Raw genomic sequence first — 18,848 nt, forward strand, 5'->3', positions numbered from 1 at the left:
TCCAGAGGACCGACCCGCAGGGTGAGTGACGCGCCGCTTGACCATCCCTTTACGATTGGCCGAGTGGCTCTCCGTCGCAGACTTCTCCCGTTGCTCGCCGTTCCGCCTCTCCTGGTCGCGGGGTGCACCTCAGCGGAACCGGCGACGGCGGTGCTCGGCACGGTCACCCGCGCATCGGTCAGCGAGGTCGTCGAGGCCCCCGCGACCGTCGCGGCGCGGGCGGCCGCCACGCTGACGGCCCCCGCCTCCGGCACCGTGACCGCGCTGTACGTCCAGGACGGCGACACCGTGAAGAAGGGCCAGATCCTGGCGCGGATCAGCTCCCCCCAGGCGAAGGAGCAGCTCGCCGAGGCGCGGAAGGCCGACAGGAAGGCGGCCAGGCCGATCTCCGTGGGGGGCGTGGGCGCCCAGACCGCGGCCGTACGACTGCCGCGCCTCAGCCTGTCCTCCGCCTCGTTGGATTCACAGGTGGTGCGGTCCTTCGCCAAGGCCAGGAAGGCGGTGAAGGAGGTCGACGACCGTGTGATGAGGGACCGGCTGCTGACCGCGATCGATGAGGCCCAGGCACGGCACCGGGCCCAGCGGCGGGCTCTCGACCAGGTGGTCGCGGGCCTCAACCGTTCGCTCGAACAGGCACTCTCGCAGGTGACAGGACAGCTGACCGGGCAGCTGCGATCGGGGCTCGACGGGCTGACCGCCTCCATGTCGTCGCTCCAGGCGGCGTCGCGGTCGCAGACCAAGGCCGCCGTACGGGCCGCCCGGCGGACGGTGGACGCTCTGGTGATCAAGGCGCCGTTCGGTGGGGTGGTCACGCTCGCAGGTCCCTCAGCCGGTGGTGCGGCGAGCCTTGGCGGGCTCAGCGGCCTGGGCGGTCTCAGCGGGGTGACGGCGGGTGACCTCGCCGGCCTGGCCGGTCGACTGCCCGCCCCCGGCGGCGGCCGTTCGGGCGGCGTCATCGCGACCGGGGTGCCGGTCTCCGCGGGGGACGCCGTCGTCACGGTCACCGACGTCTCCGCGCTCACGCTCTCCGCCGACGTCGACGAGACCGACGTGCTGCTGGTCGAGAAGGGGACCACGGCCCAGGTCGAGCTCGACGCGGTGACCGGCGCGAGCTACCCCGCCACCGTGGTGGGCGTCGGCGTCTCGCCCAAGGAGGGCGCTACCGGCGGGGTCAGCTATCCCGTACGGCTCGAACTCGGCGAGGGGGCCTACGACGGCGGCGCCGCCGCACCCGATCCGAAGCCCGGCATGAGCGCGGTGGTCCGGCTCACCGTGCGGCGGTCTCCCGACGCGGTGGCCGTACCCGCCTCTGCGATCGCGACCAGCGAAAGGGACACGATCGTCTGGGCCGTGCGCGACGGCAGGGCCGAGCGCAGGGTGGTCCGCCTGGGCGCGCAGGGAGATGCGGTCGTCGAGATCCTCGACGGGGTCTCGCCGGGCGAGCGCATCGTGGTCAAGGGCGCCGACACCGTCACCCCCGGTCAGCCACTCCCATGACCCCCCACCACCACCCCCATTGTGGTGATCTTGCAGTTTCTCGCAGGAAAGGCCGGTGACCTGGGGCGGCATGTACGGTGATCTTGCAGATTCTCGCGGGGACACGGCGCGACCCGCGTCGGAGCCATCCGTGATCTCGCAGTCCGCACCGGCGTTCGAGGCCGTCGACCTCGTCCGCTCCTATCTGCTCGACGGCGGAGTCCGCGTCGACGCGCTGCGCGGCGTGACCCTGCGCATCGGCCAGGGGGAGTTCGTGGCGATCGTGGGACCGTCGGGGTCGGGCAAGTCGACGCTGATGCACCTCCTCGGCTGCCTCGACCGGCCGACGTCGGGGCTGCTCCGGGTCGGCGGGGTGGACGTGTCCACGCTCGACGACACCCGGCTGGCCGAGCTGCGCAACCGGGCCATCGGCTTCGTCTTCCAGTCGTTCCACCTGCTGGCCCGCACCACGGCGCTGGACAACGTCGCGCTGCCGCTGGTCTACCGGGGCGTACCGAAACCGGAGCGGCGGGAGCGGGCGCGGGCCGCACTCGAGGCGGTCGGGCTGGGGCACCGGCTCGGGCACCGGCCGTCCCAGATGTCCGGGGGCGAGCAGCAGCGGGTCGCCATCGCACGCGCCCTGGTGGGCGATCCGCAGGTGCTGCTCGCCGACGAGCCGACCGGAAACCTCGACTCGCGCAACGGCGAGGAGGTGATGGCCCTCCTGGAACGGCTCAACACCGAGGGCGGCGTCGCGGTCGTGCTGGTCACCCACGATCAGGAGGTCGCGGGCCGGGCCCGCCGCCAGATCCGCGTCCGCGACGGGCTCGTGGAGCTCGACACGGGCGCCCGTACGGCCCGGCGGGACGGTGGCGCGCGATGAGGACGGCCGAGGCGCTCCGGATGGCCGTCGAGGCCCTCCGCGTCAACCGGCTGCGCACCGGGCTGACCATGCTCGGCGTGATCATCGGCGTGCTGGCGGTGGTGATCCTGGTCGCCATCGGGACCGGCGCCAAGAACGCGGTGGAGAAGGAGATCGCCGGGCTGGGCAGCAACATCATCCTGGTCGTGCCGGGTGAGGTGGGCCTCGGAGCCGTCCCGACGCAGAGCCGCCTCGACCTGGCGGACGTGGCCTATCTGAGGCGGGTGGTCGGCGACCCGGCGAAGGTGACCGTGGCCGTCAACTCCGGTGAGCCGGTCCGGGTCGGACGCACCGAGGTGTTCGCCACGATCACCGGCACCGACGAGTACATGCCGGGCATATTCGAGCGGCCGCTGCATCATGGCCGCTACCTCGGCGGCACCGATGTCGACACCCGGCGCCGGGTGGCCGTACTGGGCGCTGAGGCCGCGCGGAAGCTGTTCGGCGACGTCGATCCGGTGGGACGCCAGGTGACGATCGCCGGGGTGCGGTTCCGCGTCGTCGGGGTCTACGAGCTGGTCGGCTCCACCTTCGGCGTGGCTCGCGACCAGGAGGTGCACATCCCGGTCACCACGGCGCAGCGGCTCATCGGGCTCGACCGGATCAACGGCATCGCGGTGGGCGCGTCGGGCCCGGACGAGATCGACCGGCTGCGCGGCCGGGTGGTGACCGCGCTGGAGCAGCGCTATCCCGACGAGAAGTTCTCGGCCGTCACCCAGACGCAGCTCCTCGGCACGATCGGCACGGTGCTCGGCATGCTCACGGGGGTGCTGGCCGCCATCGCCGGCATCTCGCTGCTGGTCGGCGGTGTCGGGGTGTCCAACATCATGCTCGTCGGGGTGCGGGAGCGGACCAGGGAGATCGGTCTGCGCAAGGCACTAGGCGCCCGCCAGCGGGACATCCTCGGGCAGTTCCTCATCGAGGCGGTGCTGCTCACGACCATCGGCGGCACGATCGGCATCGCCCTCGGCGTGGGCGGGGCACTGCTGATCGGGGCGCTCACCCCGGTGCCGGCCGCGATCACCTGGTGGTCGATCGCGCTCGCGTTCGGGGTCTCGGCCGGGGTCGGCGTCTTCTTCGGGGTCACGCCGGCTCGGCGGGCCGGCCGCCTCGACCCGGTCGTCGCACTCCGCACGGAGTGAGCCGGACTCCGTACGGCGTGAGCCGGGGCTCAGCACGGAGTGAGCCGGACTCCGCAGCCGGATTCGTAGCCGGACTCCGCAGCCGGACTCCGTACGGCGTGACTCGCACTCCGCGCCGAGTGGGCCGCGCCCGGCACGGTACGGTCGTGACATGAGTCAGGCGGTGCGGGTCATCTGGGATGACGCCCTGGTTTCCTATGATTTCGGTCCTGGACATCCGTTGGCGCCGGTACGCGTCGAGCTCACCATGGCCCTCGCCCGCGATCTCGGCGTGCTCGGCGGGGTGGAGCTGGTCGGCTGCGTCCCGGCCACGGACGACGAGCTGGCACTGGTCCACAAGCGGGACTACGTCGAGGCGGTCAAAACGGCCTCCAGGATCGGCCGTCCCGACCTGCGGCATGGGCTCGGTACGGAAGACAATCCGGTCTTCACCGGCATGCACGCGGCGGCCGCACTGGTCACGGGGGCGACGCTGGAGGCGGCGCGGGCGGTCTGGCGCGGTGAGGCCGAGCACGCGGTCAACGTGGCGGGCGGGCTGCACCACGCGATGACGGCGGCGGCGAGCGGCTTCTGCGTCTACAACGACCCGGCCGTGGCGATCGCCTGGCTGCTCTCGCAGGGCGCCTCCAGGGTCGCCTACGTGGACATCGACGTCCATCACGGCGACGGCGTACAGGCGATGTTCTACGACGACCCGCGGGTTCTCACGATCAGCCTGCACGAGAGCCCGCGCACGCTCTTTCCGGGGACCGGCCTCCCGCAGGAGACGGGCGCCGAGGGCAGTGCGGTCAACGTGGCGCTGCCCGCTGGCTGCGGCGACGCGGGCTGGCTGCGGGCCTTCCACGCCGTCGTGCCGCCGCTGCTGCGCGAGTTCGCGCCGGAGGTGCTCGTCACCCAGCAGGGCTGCGACAGCCACGCGCTCGACCCGCTCGCCAACCTCATGCTCAGCGTGGACGGCCAGCGTACGGCCTATGCGGCGCTGCACCGGCTGGCTCACGAGACCGCGGGCGGCCGCTGGATCGCCGTCGGCGGTGGAGGTTATGAAATCGTGCGGGTCGTGCCGCGCGCGTGGACGCATCTGATCGCGGAGGTGGCCGGCGCCCCCGTCGATCCGCGTACCGGGACCCCGCGGAGCTGGCGCAGGCTGGCCGCCGAGCGGACGGGGGAGACGGCGCCGCTGACCATGACCGACGGGCGAGACCCGTCCTGGCGTGAGATCTCCGAGGGATACGACCCGGCGGACGCCATCGATCGGGCGATCATGGCGACCAGGAACGCCGTGTTCCCCTTCCACGGTCTGGATCCGCTGCCCTGACCCCCTTGCGGGCATCCCGAATGCGGGTATTTCGCCGCCACTTTTCCACCCCTGGCCCCGCCGTTTGCCAACTTTTCGGTGATCCTGGGCGAGGCTGAAGGGTAAGGCGTTGGTCCGTTCCAACATTGTGATGTGAGGGGCGGTACGGCTGCTGCCAGCGACTTTCCCGACTTGGCCGCCTGAGGGCGGAAAATTGGGGGGTTTGCCTACTCGGAGTCCCGACTTACGCTGACAGCAGTACACGTGCGTGAGCGATGGCACCAGTGGGGATAACCCGGAAACACGTGCGGAAGAGGCGTCCGATGGGTGCAGGCGAAAGACCTCTCAGCGAGGTGAAGTTCCTGACGGTGGCGGAGGTGGCCACTGTCATGCGGGTATCCAAGATGACGGTGTACCGGCTCGTACACTCAGGCGAGTTGCCGGCCATCAGGGTCGGCCGGTCCTTCAGAGTGCCGGAGCAGGCGGTGCACGACTACTTGAGGGACGCGTTCATCGAAGCCGGATGAAGCGACTCGCTGGTCAGAGGCCACGCGGGGTCCCCGAGGGAGCGATCTACCGTGGATCGCCGGTAGGCTGTTGAGCCGGTGTGCGCTCGCGCGCCGGTTCGACATCCGCCACCTTCACCTGGGGGTCCCGTGGGCTCTGTGATCAAGAAGCGCCGCAAGCGTATGGCCAAGAAGAAGCACCGCAAGCTGCTCAAGAAGACGCGCATACAGCGGCGTAACAAGAAGTAGCCGGACGGAGCGCGCATCTGTTCCACACTCGTGCGAGGCGCCGATGACCCACAATGTGCTCGTCACCGGGGTCTCCCGCCATATCGGCCGGCGGGTGGCGAGCGCTCTCGCGGCGGACCCGGGCGTCGACCGCGTCATCGGCGTCGACACGGTGCCGCCCTCTTCCCCGTCGCGGGAAGACGACGCGCCGCCGCTCGGCCGTACCGAATTCGTCCGCGTCGACCTGCGCAGCCCTGACGTGGCGCGGGTCATCTCGGCGGCGGACGTCGATACCGTCGTGCACCTGAGCCTGGTGAGCGGTCCGGCGAAGAGCCGCTCAGCCGTCAAGGAGCACAACGTCATCGGCACCATGCAGTTATTGGCGGCGTGCCAGCGATCGGAGACGGTGCGCAGGGTCGTGGTGCGCTCCACCACGGCCGTGTACGGCTCGTCGCCGAACGCCCCGGCCGTGTTCAGCGAGGACACCGAGCCGACCGAGGCGTCGCACCACGGCTACGAGAAGGACGCGGTCGAGGTCGAGGCGAGCGTCCGCGGGTTCGCCCGGCGGCGGCCCGACGTGGTGACCACCACGTTGCGGTTCGCCGCCCTGCTGGGCCCCGGCGTCGACTCGCCGCTGACCCGGTACTTCGCCCGGCCCGTGCTGCCCACCGTGTTCGGGTTCGACCCGCGGCTGCAGTTCGTCCACGAGGACGACGCGGTCGAGGTGCTGGGCCGCGTGGCGCGGGAGGACCATCCCGGCGTGTTCAACGTGGCCGCGGACGGTGTGCTGCTCCTGTCCCAGTGCGCGCGGCGGGCGGGCCGGCCGGTGCTGCCGGTGCCGTCCCCGGCGCTGCGTTTACTCGGCTTCTCCTCGGAGCAGTTGGCGATTTTGACCTATGGACGGGTGGTGGACGCCACCCGGCTCGCCGCCGAACTCGGCCACCGGCCGAAGTACGACACGGCCGCGGCCTTCGACGACTTCCTGGCGGCGCGGCGATGAGGGAGCAGGGGGACCGGGAGACCGGCCGGGACACGAGTGAGGCGCTCGCCGAACTGCTCGCCTTCCTGCGGCGCAGGATCACCGGAGACTATGAGATCGACGAGTTCGGCTTCGATCCGGAGTTCCACGACAGGGTCCTGATCGAGCTGCTGCGGCCGCTCTACCGGCACTGGTTCCGGGTCGAGACCATCGGCATGACGAACGTGCCCGCGGACTCGGGCGCCCTCGTGGTGGCCAATCACTCCGGCACGCTGCCACTCGACGCGCTGATGATGCAGGTCGCGCTGCACGACGAGGCGGGCAGACCGGTCCGGCTGCTCGGCGCGCACCTGGTCTACCAGCTACCCGTCCTGGGCCACCTGGCCCGCAAGGGCGGCCACACCCTCGCCTGTCCGGAGGACGCCGACCGGCTGCTGCGAAAGGGAGAGCTGGTCGGGGTGTTCCCCGAGGGCTACAAGGGCATCGGCAAGCCGTTCTCCGAGCGCTACCGGCTCCAGCGGTTCGGCCGGGGCGGCTTCGTCACCTCGGCGATTCGCGCCGGCGTGCCGATCATCCCCTGCTCGATCGTGGGGGCAGAGGAGATCTACCCCAAGATCGGCGACATGCCGGTGCTGGCCAGGATGCTCGGCCTGCCGTACCTGCCGATCACCCCGTTCTTCCCCTGGCTCGGCCTGTTCGGGCTGGTGCCGCTGCCGTCGAAATGGCTGATCGAGTTCGGTGAGCCGATCCACACCGACGAGTACGACCCGGGGGATGCCGACGACCCGGCCATGGTCTTCGAGCTGACCGATCACATTCGGGAGACCATGCAGCGGCGGCTGAACGAACTGCGGCGGCGCCGCGGCCCCGCCTTCCCCGGGATCCTCTGAATCCCTCTCCGGGGTCAGAACGTGGAACGGTAGTGCCGGCGCAGGGCGATGCCGGCGGCGATGCCGCCCGCGACGGCCCCGGCGGTCGCGGCGATCGGCAGCCCGATCATCGTGGCCTTGCGGCCCGTCCGGAAGTCGCGGATGTCCCAGCCGTTCTCCCTGGCGTGCTCACGCAGCTCGCTGTCCGGATTGATCGCGTGGGGATGCCCGACCAGAGAGAGCATGGGCAGGTCGTTGGCCGAGTCGCTGTAGGCCGAGCAGCGGGACAGATCGAGCCCCTCACGGCGGGCCAGGGCTCGTACGGCCTCCGCCTTGGCCGGACCGTGCAGCAGGTCGCCGACGAGCCTGCCGGTGTAGGCGCCGCCGGAGGTCTCCGCCACCGTGCCGAGCGCCCCGGTCAGGCCGAGACGTTGCGCGATCACCCGGGCCAGTTCGACCGGGGTGGCGGTGACCAGCCACACCCGTTGCCCGGCGTCCAGGTGGCTCTGGGCGAGGGCGCGGGTGCCGGCCCAGACCCGGTCGGCCATCACCTCGTCGTAGATCTCCTCGCCCAGCCGTACGACGTCGTCGACCTTCAGGCCGGCGACGAACGCGAGCGCCATCTCCTTGGCCTTGGCGATGTGCTCCGGGTTCTCGTTGCCGCGGATCCGGAACCACGCCTGGCCGAGGGCGAACTTCGTGAGGTCCCTGGTGGTGAACAGGCCCCGCGCGGCCAGGCCGCGGGCGAAGTGGTAGATCGAGGCCCCGCGCATCATCGTGTTGTCGACGTCGAAGAAGGCGGCCGCCGTGAGGTCGGGCTCGACCGCCGGGGCCGCGACCGCCGCTGCGGCGGCCACCTCACCGGCCGTCTCCGCCGCCTCCCGCCGTCGCAATAGCCGCCTCATGGCTCATCAGCTTAACCGCCGAGAGCTCGTGAGACGGGCGTGAGCGGGAGCGGCGACACCGTGTCATGGTCCGGAAACCGCGAATGAGTCGATATAGATCAAGTACTTCTGCACCTTGTCGCGATTTTTCCGGTCGAGCTTCGGCAGCAGCGGCTCCACCATCGTGCGCTGCTGCCGCGCGAAGCGGCGGGCCTCCCCGGGATCGTCGTGTACGACATGGCTCAGCGCGGTCTTGGTCGTGGTGTCCATGTCGTCGAGAGCCTGTGAGATGAGCCGGTGCAGTTCCGGCGCAGACTTCCGCGGCGTGGTCTCGTAGATCAGGCAGGCCGTCTCCGCCGCGCGCAGGTGCGCCGCCGCCATCTCCCGCCGCGCGAGGTCCTCGTCGTCGTACGCCAGGGACAGCAGCGTCGACTCCGCGCCTCGCTTGAGCGGATAGAGCAGGTCGCCCGGCTTCGCGTAATGAGTATGGAACCCGGTGGCGAACATGCCGGTCAGCAGCAGCGCGAAGACGAGGACGGCGCGTGGCCCGGACCACCGGCGGGACCTGAGCCGGGCTCCTCCGGGAGCGGCCGCGGTGTTCCGGGCCTGTTCGGCGGCGTGCTCGCGGAGCAGCTCGGCGCGCAGCCGGGCGCGGAAGTCCGGGCTCGGGCCGGGAATCGCGCCGAGATCGGCGACGCGTGCCGCGACCCGGCGTGAGTTCTCCCACCAGCCCATGCCGCTCTCCGCCATCCCCCGTTTGATCGGCCACCCGTACACATGCCCAACGAGGTGAACGCCGCTGGAGTTACGGCAGGTCGCCAGGTCTAATCGAGATCCTTCGGCAGGACCCGGGCCAGCGACTTGATCGCGCGGAACTGGAGCGCCTTGATCGCCCCGCTTTTCTTGCCCATGATCAACGCGGTCTCCGCGAGCGACATCCCGTGCAGGAACCGCAGGATCACGCACTCCTGCTGCTCCGCTCCGAGCTGCTTGATCGCCTGCATCACGCGCTCGTTGACCATGTTCGTGACGACGGCGTTCTCCGGGATGTGCCGGCCGTCGAGAGGGGTGTCGAACACCTCCGCCGTGGTCACCTCGAGGCGGTTGCGGCCCGACTTGTAATGGTCGGTGACGAGGTTGCGGGCGATCGTCATCAGCCAGGCGCCGAAGTCGCGGCCCTGCCAGGTGAAGTCGGCCATGCCGCGAAGCGCGCGCAGGAAGGTCTCGCTGGTGAGATCCTCGGCGAGGGCGTGGCTCCCCACCCGGAAGTAGACGTACCGGTAGACCAGCTCCAGATATCGGTCGTAGAGCATGCCGAACGCCTCGCTGTCGCCCATCTTGGCGCGCAGCACCAGCGTCCGCATCTCGTCACGGTCGTTCTCACGCTCGCGGGTGATGCGGCGGGCGGCGGCGGCTGGTGGGGACAGCCCGGCCAACGGCCACGTGTTCGGCATCCGGTATCCCTTGGGGGAAGGGGAGTCGGCGTGCTCGAACACTCTACCCGTACGGGACCGGGCACCGGCTACCGATGGAAAGGGATTCTCCGGCAGCATGGGTTCCACCATGGAACTCGTTGTCGCTCTCCTCGCGTTCGCCGGCGCCCTGCTCGCCGGGATAACGACCGGTGTGCTCGTCAACCGCCTGCGCGGTGAGCCCGTAGGCTGGCTGATCGCCTGGAGTATCACCACGGGCGCGCTGACCCTGTCACTCGGTGCGATCGCCATCGGTCACCTCGCGGGCTTCGGCGGGCCGACCTTCCGGGCGCTCCAGATCACCGGATCGCTGCTGGCGCCGCTGTGGCTGGCGGTCGGCGTGATGCAACTGCTGGCCGAGAAGGCCTCGGCCCGGTTCGCGGGGTGGCTGATCGGCATCTCCGTGACGGTGGTCGGAGCGGTGATCATGCTACTCGACCCCCTTGCCGGGGGGTTCACCAAGCAGTTTCCCGACGGCCCCAGGCACTGGGACATCTGGCCGGAGTGGCTGCTGCGCGGCGTCCACGGGCTCGTCATCCTGATGCTGCTGATCGCGCTGGCGATCGCCCTGCTGAGCTGGCGCGACGGCGACGACTACGACGCCGACAACATGAACGCGTCCGTCGTGCTCGCCCCGGCCGGCATGGCGCTGTCGGCCGCGCTGGAGCTCACGCTCCCCGGGATCCTGATCGTGGCGCTCATGGCCGCGACGGCCGGCGGGATCTGGTACGCCGTGGCCCGGCCGCTCGCGCCGTACGACGACGAGGACGAGGACGACGACGGCTACGACGTCCCCGAGGGGCGGACCCGGGCCTCCCGGTCCGCCGCCTCGTCGGCGGGCCATGCGATGAGCAGCCCGCCTGGCGCTTCCGCCGGCTCCCCCGGGGGCCCCAAGGGTGCCGTCCCGCGCCGGTCCGGCCTGGGCGACCTCGTGGCGGAGTATCGCGCCGGCGAGCAGAGCGAGATCGACTACGCCGCCCGGATGCGCCACCCCCAGGAGGAAGACTTCTCCCCGAGGCAGCCCCAGGGCGACTTCCCTCCCCCACCCGGCCGACCGGACTACGCCCCCCACCAGCCTCAGCCGGACTATGCTCCCCACCAGCCGCAGCCGGACTATGCTCCCCACCGGCTCCAGCAGGACGACTTCGGCGGCCCAGCCACCGGCCAGATCATGGTCTCGCCCGATTACGGCATGCCGGCCGGGACTCCGTCCGTACCGGATGCTCCGTCAGGCCCCGAGGTGCCGCCGATCCCCGAGGATCTCGCGGCGAATTTCGGGATCGGTTTCGGCGGGGCCTTGGCCAGGCAGCGTCCGACCGGGACACACGCGACGGGAGCGCATTCGACGGGGGCGCATTCGACGGCGCAGGCGGCCAAGCACAGCGACCGCACGGTGCGACCGGCGCCCGGGATCTATGGCCTGTTGACCGTGTTCACGCTACTGGACGGTTCGGGCGAGGCGTTCGACAAGCTGGCGGAGGAGACGATCGACGCCGTGCGGCGCAACGAGCCCGACACACTGGTCTTCATCTGCCACTCGGTCAAGTCGGCGCCGCTCCAGCGGATCGTCTACGAGCTCTACCGGGACGAGGTGGGCTACACCGAGCACCTGCGTCAGCCGCACATGGAGCGCTTCGTCAACGAACGGCAGGCGCTGGTGCTGGCGGCGAACGTCATCGAGCTCACCGTCAACGCGGCCAAGGTCATCCCCCTCCCGACCGCGCTCTTCTAGGGTCTGTTTCATAAGTTGATCTATGCGTGATCTCTGGTCGGCATGATCGCCGTGTGGGTCGTGGGGATTTGACGGATGAGCAGTGGGCGGTGCTGGAGCCGTTGCTGCCTGATACGGCCGGGCGGGGACGCCCCGCCGTATGGTCGAAGCGGCAGCTCATCAACGGGGTGCGCTGGCGGGTACGTACCGGTGCGCCCTGGCGCGACATGCCCGCCGAGTACGGGCCATGGCAGACGGTCTATGGGCTGTTCCGGCGCTGGCAGCGCGGGGGCGTCTGGGCGGCGATCCTCACCGCGTTGCAGGCCAGGGCGGACGCGGCCGGACTGATCTGCTGGCAGGTCAATGTGGATTCCACCGTGTGCCGTGCCCATCAGCACGCGGCCGGGGCGCGCCGGGACGGCAACGCCCAAAAAGAGCCGCCCGGCGGTGATCGGCCCGAGCCTGCCGACCACGGGCTCGGCCGTTCCAGAGGCGGGTTGAGCACGAAGATCCACCTGGCCTGCGAGCAGGGCCAAAAGCCGCTGTCGATCCTGATCACGGCCGGCCAGCGGGGCGACAGCCCGCAGTTCGTCGCGGTCTTGCAGGGCATCAGGGTGCCCCGCCTGGGGCTGGGGCGGCCGCGTACCCGGCCCGAGCGGGTACGCGGCGACAAGGCCTACTCCTCGGCCGCCAACCGGGCCTACCTGCGCAGACGTGGAATCGCCGGCACCATCCCCGAGCGGGCTGATCAGATCCGCAACCGTAAGAAGCGCGGCTCGGCCGGAGGACGGCCGCCGGCCTTCGACCCGGAGGATTACCGGGCCCGGCACGCCGTGGAATGCGGCATCAACCGGCTCAAGCGGCACCGTGCGGTGGCCACCCGCTATGACAAGCTCGCCGTCCGGTACGAGGCCGCCGTGCACATCGCCGCGATGAACGAATGGCTGACACCGCCGGCTGTATCACCCGAGCGCCGCCTGCCGGGGTGATGCCATGCTGGAAGCGCTGATCATTTTGGACTTGGACCCCGGCCTGAGGAATGCGATGTCCGCCCTGCGCTACTGCGTCGACGCTGAAAACGGTCACCACGTGGACAATCCCTCACCACAGGAGTTGGCCGAGCTCATCAGCGGCCTGAACCGGACGGACAACACCTTCGTGACCGTCCTGCCCGACGAGGACGACCCCGGGTGGTACGCCTCGGTGTCCCGGCTAGACGCGGGCACCTACGAGGTCGAATACCGCGATCTCGGCTGTGAGGAGCATCGGCGATCCACGCTGACCGATCGTGAGGAGATCGTACATGACCTCACTGTCTGGCTGGCCGCCCGAGGTAACCGCAGCTGACCAGCCAGAAGACAAATCTGAATATTGAAACAGGCCCTAGTCCGCCGGGGAGTGTCCGGCGGATTCGCTCCCTAGGCCAGGGCGGCGCGGAGGCGTGCCTCGTCGATGCGCCAGTAGCCCTGCTGCACACCGTCGACGAGGACGACGGGGATCATCTCCCAGTACCTGGCGAGGTCGTCGGGAGATCGGGTGATGTCGCGCTCCTCCCAGCCCACCCCGAGATCCCCGGCCACACGTTCGACCACGGCGCGGGCGTCATCGCAGAGATGGCACCCGGGCTTCCCGAGCAACGTGATCCTCGTCATGTTCCCAGCTTATGGGGCTCAGAGCACGGGGCGAGTTCGCGATCGAGCTGCCCTCCTGGGACAGTGGAGACACAGGCCGACTTTGTGCATGCCTTCACAAAGGCACTAATCTGATGTCCAATCGTCCTCACCCCTGGAGCTCCGGCACGTGACCCGCCGTATCCCGCAAGCACGCGACCGCGGTATCCCCGACGCCACCGTGGCGCGGCTGCCGTTGTACCTGCGCGCGCTCAACGGGCTGGCCGAGCGGGGCACGCCGACGGTCAGCTCGGAGGACCTCGCGACGGCCGCCGGGGTCAACTCTGCCAAGCTGCGCAAGGACCTGTCCCACCTCGGTTCGTACGGCACCCGCGGCGTGGGGTACGACGTCCAATATCTGATCTATCAGATCTCACGTGAGCTTGGTCTCACCCAGGACTGGGCCGTGGCCATCGTCGGGGTGGGAAACCTCGGGCGAGCCCTCGCCAACTACGGCGGGTTCGTGTCCAGGGGTTTCAGGATCGCGGGCCTGTTCGACGCCGACCCGCAGATGGTGGGGGACCGGATAGCGGGCCTGGTCGTCGAGCACATCGACGAGCTGGAATCGGTCATCAAGAAACGTGGGGTGTCGATCGTGGTGATCGCGACGCCGGCGGGCGCGGCCCAGCAGGTGTGCGATCGGGTCATCGCGGCGGGTATCACCAGCATTCTGAACTTCGCCCCCGTCGTCCTCTCCGTGCCCGAAGGAGTGGATGTACGTAAGGTCGATTTATCGATCGAATTGCAGATCCTGGCGTTTCACGAACAGCGCAAGGCGGACGGGGTGGTCATGTGAGTGAGCGATCGAACGGAGCGAACTCGTGAGTCTCCTGGCCGTCGGACTCAGCCACCGCACCGCCCCCGTGGGGGTGCTTGAGCGCGTCACCGTCAGCGGTGACGCACTCGTCAAGCTGCTGCACGACGTGCGGCAGCACGAGAACGTGTCCGAGGCGCTCGTCGTCTCCACGTGCAACCGGGTGGAGGTCTACGCGGCCGTCGACCGCTTCCACGGCGGTGTGACGGCGGTGACGAACCTGCTCGCCGTGCACTCCGGACTGTCGACAGCGCGGCTCGCCGATCACCTCTACGTCCACTACCAGGAGCGTGCGGTCCAGCACCTGCTCACGGTCGCCTGCGGCCTGGACTCCATGGTGATCGGCGAGGGGCAGATCCTCGGCCAGATCCGCACGGCGCTGCGGCTGGCCCAGGAGGAGGGCACCGCGGGGACCATGCTCAACGAGCTCGCCCAGCACGCGCTGCGCGTCGGCAAGCGGGCGCACGCGGAGACGAGCATCGACCGGGCCGGGGCCTCGCTGGTCGGAGTGGGCCTGAGCCTCGCCGAGCGGGTGATCGGCCCGGTCTCCGGCAGACGCGCTCTGGTCATCGGCGCGGGCTCGATGAGCTCGCTGGCCGCCGCGACCCTGTCCCGGGCCGGCGTCACCGACATCGTGATCGCCAACCGCACCTTCGAACGCGCCGTCCGGCTCGCCGAGACCGTGGGCGGGCGGGCCGTGAAGCCGGCGGCGGTCCCGGCCGAGCTGGCCGAGGCCGACCTGGTCGTCTCGTGCGTGGGGGCGGGCCACCGGTCCATCACGGTGGACATGGTCGAGGCCGCGATGCGGGGGCGGAACGACGCGTTGTTCCTGCTCGACCTGGCGCTGCCGCACGACGTGGATCCCGGTGTGCGCGCGCTGCCGGGCGTGACGCTGGTCGATCTGGAGTCGATGCAGCAGGTCGGACTCGGCTCCGCCGGATCGGCCGACGGGAGGCTGGTCCTGCCTGACGGTGCGGTCTCCGACGGGGGACGGGCCCAGGCGATCTGTGATGTCCGGCGCATCATCGCCGAGGAGGTCGAGGCCTACCTGGAGGCCGAGCGGGCGTCCGTGGTGACCCCGACGGTGATAGCGCTGCGTAACATGGCCGCAAGCGTAGTAGAGGCCGAAATGGGCCGATTGACGTCACGGTTGCCGGAGCTGGACGGGCGGGCACGCGACGAGGTCACCCAGACCGTACGCAGGGTGGTCGACAAGCTGCTGCACGAGCCGACCGTCCGGGTCAAGAAGCTGGCGGCTTCGCCCGGCGGCGGCCACTATGCCGAGGCGCTTCGCGAGTTGTTCGACCTCGATCCCACGACTCCGGAAGCCGTTTCCAGGATGGAGACAGACGAATGAGCGGTGTGGCGGAAACCGCCCTGCGGATGGGCACCCGCAAGAGTGTGATGGCGACCACCCAGTCGGGCCGGGTCGGCGACCGGCTGACCGCCCGCACCGGCAGGGCCGTACAGCTCGTGGGGGTCACCACGTTCGGCGACGTCTCCCGGGCCCATCTGACCCAGCTCGGCGGGACCGGGGTCTTCGTGAGCGAGCTGCGCAACAAGCTGATCGAGGGGGAGATCGACTTCGCCGTCCACTCGTTGAAGGATCTGCCCACGACCCCCGACGAGCGGATCGCCCTCGCCGCGATCACGCTGCGGGACGACCCCAGGGACGCGCTCGTCAGCAACGTCAAGTTCGCCGACCTGCCCGCCGGGGCGCGGATCGGCACCGGCTCGCCGCGCCGGGTCTCCCAGCTGCGCATGCTCAGGCCCGACCTCGAGTACGTTCCCATCAGGGGGAACGGGGACACCCGCATCGGCAAGGTCACCTCCGGCGAGCTGGACGGCGTGGTCATGGCCGCTGCCGGACTGGGCCGTCTCGGCCGGGACGCCGACATCTCCCAGGTGTTCGAGGTGGACGAGGTGCTGCCCGCCCCCGGGCAGGGCGCCCTCGCCGTCGAGTGCCTGGAAAGCCGTACTGATCTCATCGAGCTGCTGAAAGTCCTCGACGACCCGCGCACGCGGGCGGCGGTGACGGCCGAACGCTCGGTGCTCGCCGCCCTCGAGGCCGGATGCTCGGCACCGGTAGGTGCCTTCGCCTCCGGCGACGGGCACATTCTCAATCTGACCGCGGCCGTCGTCGCCGTCGACGGTCTCCGGTCGGTGCGCAAGTCCGCCTCCGGACCTTCTTCTGCGGCCATGGAACTGGGACGCGACCTCGCGACCGCCATGATCGCCGAAGGGGCCGGCACGTTGATGGGGGAGCAGGCCCATTGAGCCCCGCTATTGACCACAGTCCACAGTCCCGGTCCGGATTCGTCGCGTTCGTCGGCGCCGGTCCGGGCGACGAGAACTTGCTCACGCTGCGTGGCGCCGACCTGCTGAGCAAGACGGACGTCGTCGTCCTGGACCGCGAGTCGTACGGTTCGCTGCTGCGCCACTGCCGGAAGGGCGTCGACATCGTCGATGCGGAAACGGCGGAGAACTCGGTGTCGCTGCGGATCCTCCAGGAGGCCAAGGCCGGGCGGATCGTCGTGCGGCTCTGCCCGGGCGACCCGTCGTTCTTCTCCTCGGTGGCGGAGGAGGTCGCGGCCTGCGCCAAGGCCGACATCGAGTTCGAGGTCGTCCCCGGCGTTCCGCCGGCGACGGCTGTGCCGACCTACGCCGGCATCCCGCCGGCCACCGCCGTGCCGGAGTTCCGGGTCGTCGACGCCGCCCAGGTGGACGACTGGGCCGCGCACGCGTCCTGCACCGGCACGATGGTGATCTACAACGGTGTGGCGGATGCCGTACCGATCGGCAAGGCGCTGATCGCCGCGGGGATGCCGGACACCACGCCGGTGGCGGTGACCAGCGACGGCACGACGATCGAGCAGTACACCGTGGTGTCCACCCTCGGCCGCCTCGGCCCCGATCTCAAGCACGCGGGCATGACCGAGCCCGCGATGATCATTGTAGGGGAGAACGTCGGCCAGCGGGACCGCATGTCGTGGTTCGAGACCAAGCCGCTGTTCGGCTGGCGGGTGCTGGTGCCGCGCACCAGGGAGCAGGCGAAGGGGCTGTCGGAGCAGCTGCGTTCGTACGGCGCGGTGCCCGAGGAGGTGCCGACGATCTCCGTCGAGCCGCCGCGCACGCCGCAGCAGATGGACCGGGCGATCAAGGGCCTGGTCAACGGCCGCTACGAGTGGGTCGCCTTCACCAGTGCCAACGCGGTGAAGGCGGTGCGGGAGAAGTTCGAGGAGTACAGCCTGGACGCTCGGGCGTTCTCCGGGCTCAAGGTCGCGGCCGTGGGCGAGACCACGGCACGGGCGCTCATCGAGTTCGGCGTGCGGCCCGACCTGATGCCGACGGGCGAGCAGTCGTCGGAAGGACTGCTGGCCGAGTGGCCGCCGTACGACTCGATGCTGGACCCGATCAACCGCGTCCTGCTGCCCCGCGCCGACATCGCGACCGAGACGCTCGTCGCCGGGCTCACCCGCCTCGGCTGGGAGTGCGACGACGTGACGGCCTATCGGACCGTGCGCGCCGCGCCCCCGCCCGCACCCATCCGGGAGGCGATCAAGGGCGGTGGGTTCGACGCCGTGCTGTTCACCTCGTCCTCGACCGTACGGAACCTCGTCGGCATCGCGGGCAAGCCGCACAACGTCACGGTCATCGCGGCGATCGGCCCGCAGACGGCCAAGACGGCCGAGGAGTTCGGCCTGCGGGTCGACGTGATGTCGGATAAGCCCTCGGCCTCCACCCTCGCCGCCGCGCTGGCGGATTACGGAGCCAAGATGCGGCACGCGGCCATCTCGGCGGGCGAGGTGCCGCGCAAGCCGTCCCAGATGCGCCGAGGCGCCCGCCGCAGGGTGAGGTGAGACAAAGTGAACGCTCGATTTCCGCAGGCCAGGCCGCGGCGGCTGCGCCGTACCGGGCCGATGCGCCGCATGGTCGCCGGGACCCGGCCGCACCCGGCCGACCTGATCCTGCCGGTGTTCGTCAAGGAGGGCATCGCCGAGCCGCAGCCGGTGGCGTCCATGCCGGGCGTCGTGCAGCACACCCGGGAGTCCCTGCGCAAGGCGGCCCATGAGGCGGCCGAGGCCGGCGTCGGCGGCATCATGCTGTTCGGCATCCCGGCGCACAAGGACGCCCGCGGCTCGGCCGCCGACGACCCCGACGGGATCGTGCAGGTCGCGCTGCGCGACATCGCCGGCGAGGTGGGCGAGGCGCTGGTCGTGATGACCGACACCTGCCTGGACGAGTACACCGACCACGGCCACTGCGGACTGCTGACCGACACCGGTGAGGTGGACAACGACGCCACCCTGGAGCGCTACGCCGCTGCGGCGGTCGCCCAGGCGGCGGCCGGCGCCCAGATGGTCGCGCCGAGCGGGATGATGGACGGCCAGGTGGCGGCCATCCGGGCCGCGCTCGACGCGAACGGCTTCGCCGAAATCCCGATCATGGCCTACTCCGCGAAGTACGCCTCCGGGTTCTACGGGCCGTTCCGCGACGCGGCGGAGTGCGCGCCCCGGTTCGGCGACCGCGCCGCCTATCAGCAGGACCCGGCGGGGCCGGTCGGCGAGGCGCTGCGCGAGGTGCGGCTCGACCTGGCCGAGGGCGCGGACGCGGTGATGGTCAAGCCCGCGCTGGCGTACCTCGACATCCTGCACCAGGTCCGCGACCTGGTCGACGTGCCGGTCGCCGCCTATCAGGTCAGCGGTGAGTACGCGATGGTCGAGGCGGCCGCGGCGAACGGCTGGATCGACCGGGAGCGGATCATCATGGAGTCGCTGATCGCGATCCGCCGCGCCGGTGCGGACCTGATTTTGACCTACTGGGCGACCGAGATGGCGCGCCGACTATCCTGACTGGTCATCAGTGCATTGTGGGGAGGAG

Annotated in this window: 20 protein-coding genes; 16 read left to right on the top strand and 4 right to left on the bottom strand. The window is 70.4% G+C overall.

Going from position 1 to position 18,848, the window contains the following annotated elements:
- The first annotated feature begins 90 nt into the window (after positions 1–90).
- From ACQP1K_RS02625 to ACQP1K_RS02660, 8 genes are all read left to right on the top strand, one after another.
- Positions 91–1,497, top strand: a complete 1,407-nt coding sequence (locus ACQP1K_RS02625; RefSeq protein WP_433499273.1) for an efflux RND transporter periplasmic adaptor subunit — start codon at positions 91–93, stop codon at positions 1,495–1,497.
- Positions 1,498–1,627: 130 nt separating this feature from the next.
- Complete coding sequence (locus ACQP1K_RS02630; protein ID WP_433499274.1) at positions 1,628–2,359, top strand: ABC transporter ATP-binding protein; 732 nt, start codon at positions 1,628–1,630, stop codon at positions 2,357–2,359.
- On the top strand, positions 2,356–3,540 hold the full coding sequence (locus tag ACQP1K_RS02635) for an ABC transporter permease (RefSeq protein WP_433499275.1): 1,185 nt from the start codon (positions 2,356–2,358) through the stop codon (positions 3,538–3,540). The genes ACQP1K_RS02630 and ACQP1K_RS02635 overlap by 4 nt, the downstream gene beginning before the upstream one ends.
- Positions 3,541–3,691: 151 nt before the next feature.
- The gene (locus tag ACQP1K_RS02640) at positions 3,692–4,855 is read left to right on the top strand and encodes an acetoin utilization protein AcuC (protein WP_433499276.1); all 1,164 of its coding nucleotides are present in this window, start codon (positions 3,692–3,694) and stop codon (positions 4,853–4,855) included.
- A 302-nt stretch (positions 4,856–5,157) separates the two neighbouring features.
- Positions 5,158–5,361 carry a helix-turn-helix domain-containing protein gene (locus ACQP1K_RS02645; protein ID WP_030456159.1) on the top strand — a complete coding sequence of 68 codons (204 nt, stop codon included), beginning with the start codon at positions 5,158–5,160 and terminating at the stop codon, positions 5,359–5,361.
- A gap of 129 nt (positions 5,362–5,490) precedes the next feature.
- Positions 5,491–5,589, top strand: a complete 99-nt coding sequence (locus ACQP1K_RS02650) for a 30S ribosomal protein bS22 (protein ID WP_018654693.1) — start codon at positions 5,491–5,493, stop codon at positions 5,587–5,589.
- A 43-nt stretch (positions 5,590–5,632) separates the two neighbouring features.
- Positions 5,633–6,568 (top strand): NAD-dependent epimerase/dehydratase family protein, encoded by a 936-nt coding sequence (locus ACQP1K_RS02655; RefSeq protein WP_433499277.1) that lies wholly within the window; start codon positions 5,633–5,635, stop codon positions 6,566–6,568.
- Positions 6,565–7,437, top strand: a complete 873-nt coding sequence (locus ACQP1K_RS02660) for a lysophospholipid acyltransferase family protein (RefSeq protein WP_433499278.1) — start codon at positions 6,565–6,567, stop codon at positions 7,435–7,437. Before ACQP1K_RS02655 ends, ACQP1K_RS02660 begins: the two co-directional genes overlap by 4 nt.
- 14 nt (positions 7,438–7,451) lie before the next feature.
- Here ACQP1K_RS02660 and ACQP1K_RS02665 read toward each other — a convergent pair whose 3' ends face one another.
- From ACQP1K_RS02665 to ACQP1K_RS02675, 3 genes are all read right to left on the bottom strand, one after another.
- Positions 7,452–8,321 (bottom strand): HAD family hydrolase, encoded by an 870-nt coding sequence (locus ACQP1K_RS02665; protein ID WP_433499279.1) that lies wholly within the window; start codon positions 8,319–8,321, stop codon positions 7,452–7,454.
- A gap of 63 nt (positions 8,322–8,384) precedes the next feature.
- Positions 8,385–9,050 carry a hypothetical protein gene (locus ACQP1K_RS02670; protein ID WP_433499280.1) on the bottom strand — a complete coding sequence of 222 codons (666 nt, stop codon included), beginning with the start codon at positions 9,048–9,050 and terminating at the stop codon, positions 8,385–8,387.
- A 74-nt stretch (positions 9,051–9,124) separates the two neighbouring features.
- Positions 9,125–9,754 carry a sigma-70 family RNA polymerase sigma factor gene (locus ACQP1K_RS02675; RefSeq protein ID WP_433499281.1) on the bottom strand — a complete coding sequence of 210 codons (630 nt, stop codon included), beginning with the start codon at positions 9,752–9,754 and terminating at the stop codon, positions 9,125–9,127.
- A gap of 97 nt (positions 9,755–9,851) precedes the next feature.
- On the opposite strand from ACQP1K_RS02675, the gene ACQP1K_RS02680 reads away from it, so the two are divergent.
- The 3 genes from ACQP1K_RS02680 to ACQP1K_RS02690 are packed head-to-tail and all read left to right on the top strand — an operon-like array spanning position 9,852 to position 12,830.
- Complete coding sequence (locus ACQP1K_RS02680) at positions 9,852–11,504, top strand: hypothetical protein (RefSeq protein ID WP_433499282.1); 1,653 nt, start codon at positions 9,852–9,854, stop codon at positions 11,502–11,504.
- Positions 11,505–11,557: 53 nt separating this feature from the next.
- Entirely contained in the window at positions 11,558–12,472 is a 915-nt protein-coding gene (locus ACQP1K_RS02685; RefSeq protein ID WP_433498011.1) for an IS5 family transposase, read from the top strand.
- Between the two features lie 4 nt (positions 12,473–12,476).
- Positions 12,477–12,830 carry a hypothetical protein gene (locus ACQP1K_RS02690; RefSeq protein ID WP_433498012.1) on the top strand — a complete coding sequence of 118 codons (354 nt, stop codon included), beginning with the start codon at positions 12,477–12,479 and terminating at the stop codon, positions 12,828–12,830.
- 71 nt (positions 12,831–12,901) lie between these two features.
- Here ACQP1K_RS02690 and ACQP1K_RS02695 read toward each other — a convergent pair whose 3' ends face one another.
- Positions 12,902–13,135 carry a glutaredoxin family protein gene (locus ACQP1K_RS02695; RefSeq protein ID WP_433499283.1) on the bottom strand — a complete coding sequence of 78 codons (234 nt, stop codon included), beginning with the start codon at positions 13,133–13,135 and terminating at the stop codon, positions 12,902–12,904.
- Positions 13,136–13,283: 148 nt separating this feature from the next.
- Here ACQP1K_RS02695 and ACQP1K_RS02700 point away from each other — a divergent pair, with 148 nt between their 5' ends.
- Genes ACQP1K_RS02700 through hemB form a run of 5 tightly spaced genes read left to right on the top strand, consistent with a single transcriptional unit; the run spans position 13,284 to position 18,820 of the window.
- Positions 13,284–13,949 (top strand): redox-sensing transcriptional repressor Rex, encoded by a 666-nt coding sequence (locus ACQP1K_RS02700; RefSeq protein ID WP_433499284.1) that lies wholly within the window; start codon positions 13,284–13,286, stop codon positions 13,947–13,949.
- A gap of 25 nt (positions 13,950–13,974) precedes the next feature.
- Positions 13,975–15,324: a glutamyl-tRNA reductase gene (locus tag ACQP1K_RS02705; RefSeq protein WP_433499285.1), complete on the top strand. Its 1,350-nt coding sequence runs from the start codon at positions 13,975–13,977 to the stop codon at positions 15,322–15,324.
- On the top strand, positions 15,321–16,244 hold the full coding sequence (gene hemC / locus ACQP1K_RS02710) for a hydroxymethylbilane synthase (RefSeq protein ID WP_433499286.1): 924 nt from the start codon (positions 15,321–15,323) through the stop codon (positions 16,242–16,244). The genes ACQP1K_RS02705 and hemC overlap by 4 nt, the downstream gene beginning before the upstream one ends.
- On the top strand, positions 16,241–17,827 hold the full coding sequence (locus ACQP1K_RS02715; RefSeq protein ID WP_433499287.1) for a uroporphyrinogen-III synthase: 1,587 nt from the start codon (positions 16,241–16,243) through the stop codon (positions 17,825–17,827). Before hemC ends, ACQP1K_RS02715 begins: the two co-directional genes overlap by 4 nt.
- Positions 17,828–17,833: 6 nt before the next feature.
- On the top strand, positions 17,834–18,820 hold the full coding sequence (gene hemB, locus ACQP1K_RS02720) for a porphobilinogen synthase (RefSeq protein WP_433499288.1): 987 nt from the start codon (positions 17,834–17,836) through the stop codon (positions 18,818–18,820).
- The last annotated feature ends 28 nt before the right edge of the window (positions 18,821–18,848 follow it).

This window comes from Sphaerimonospora sp. CA-214678, from assembly GCF_050942215.1.
Taxonomy (GTDB): Bacteria; Actinomycetota; Actinomycetes; order Streptosporangiales; family Streptosporangiaceae; genus Sphaerimonospora.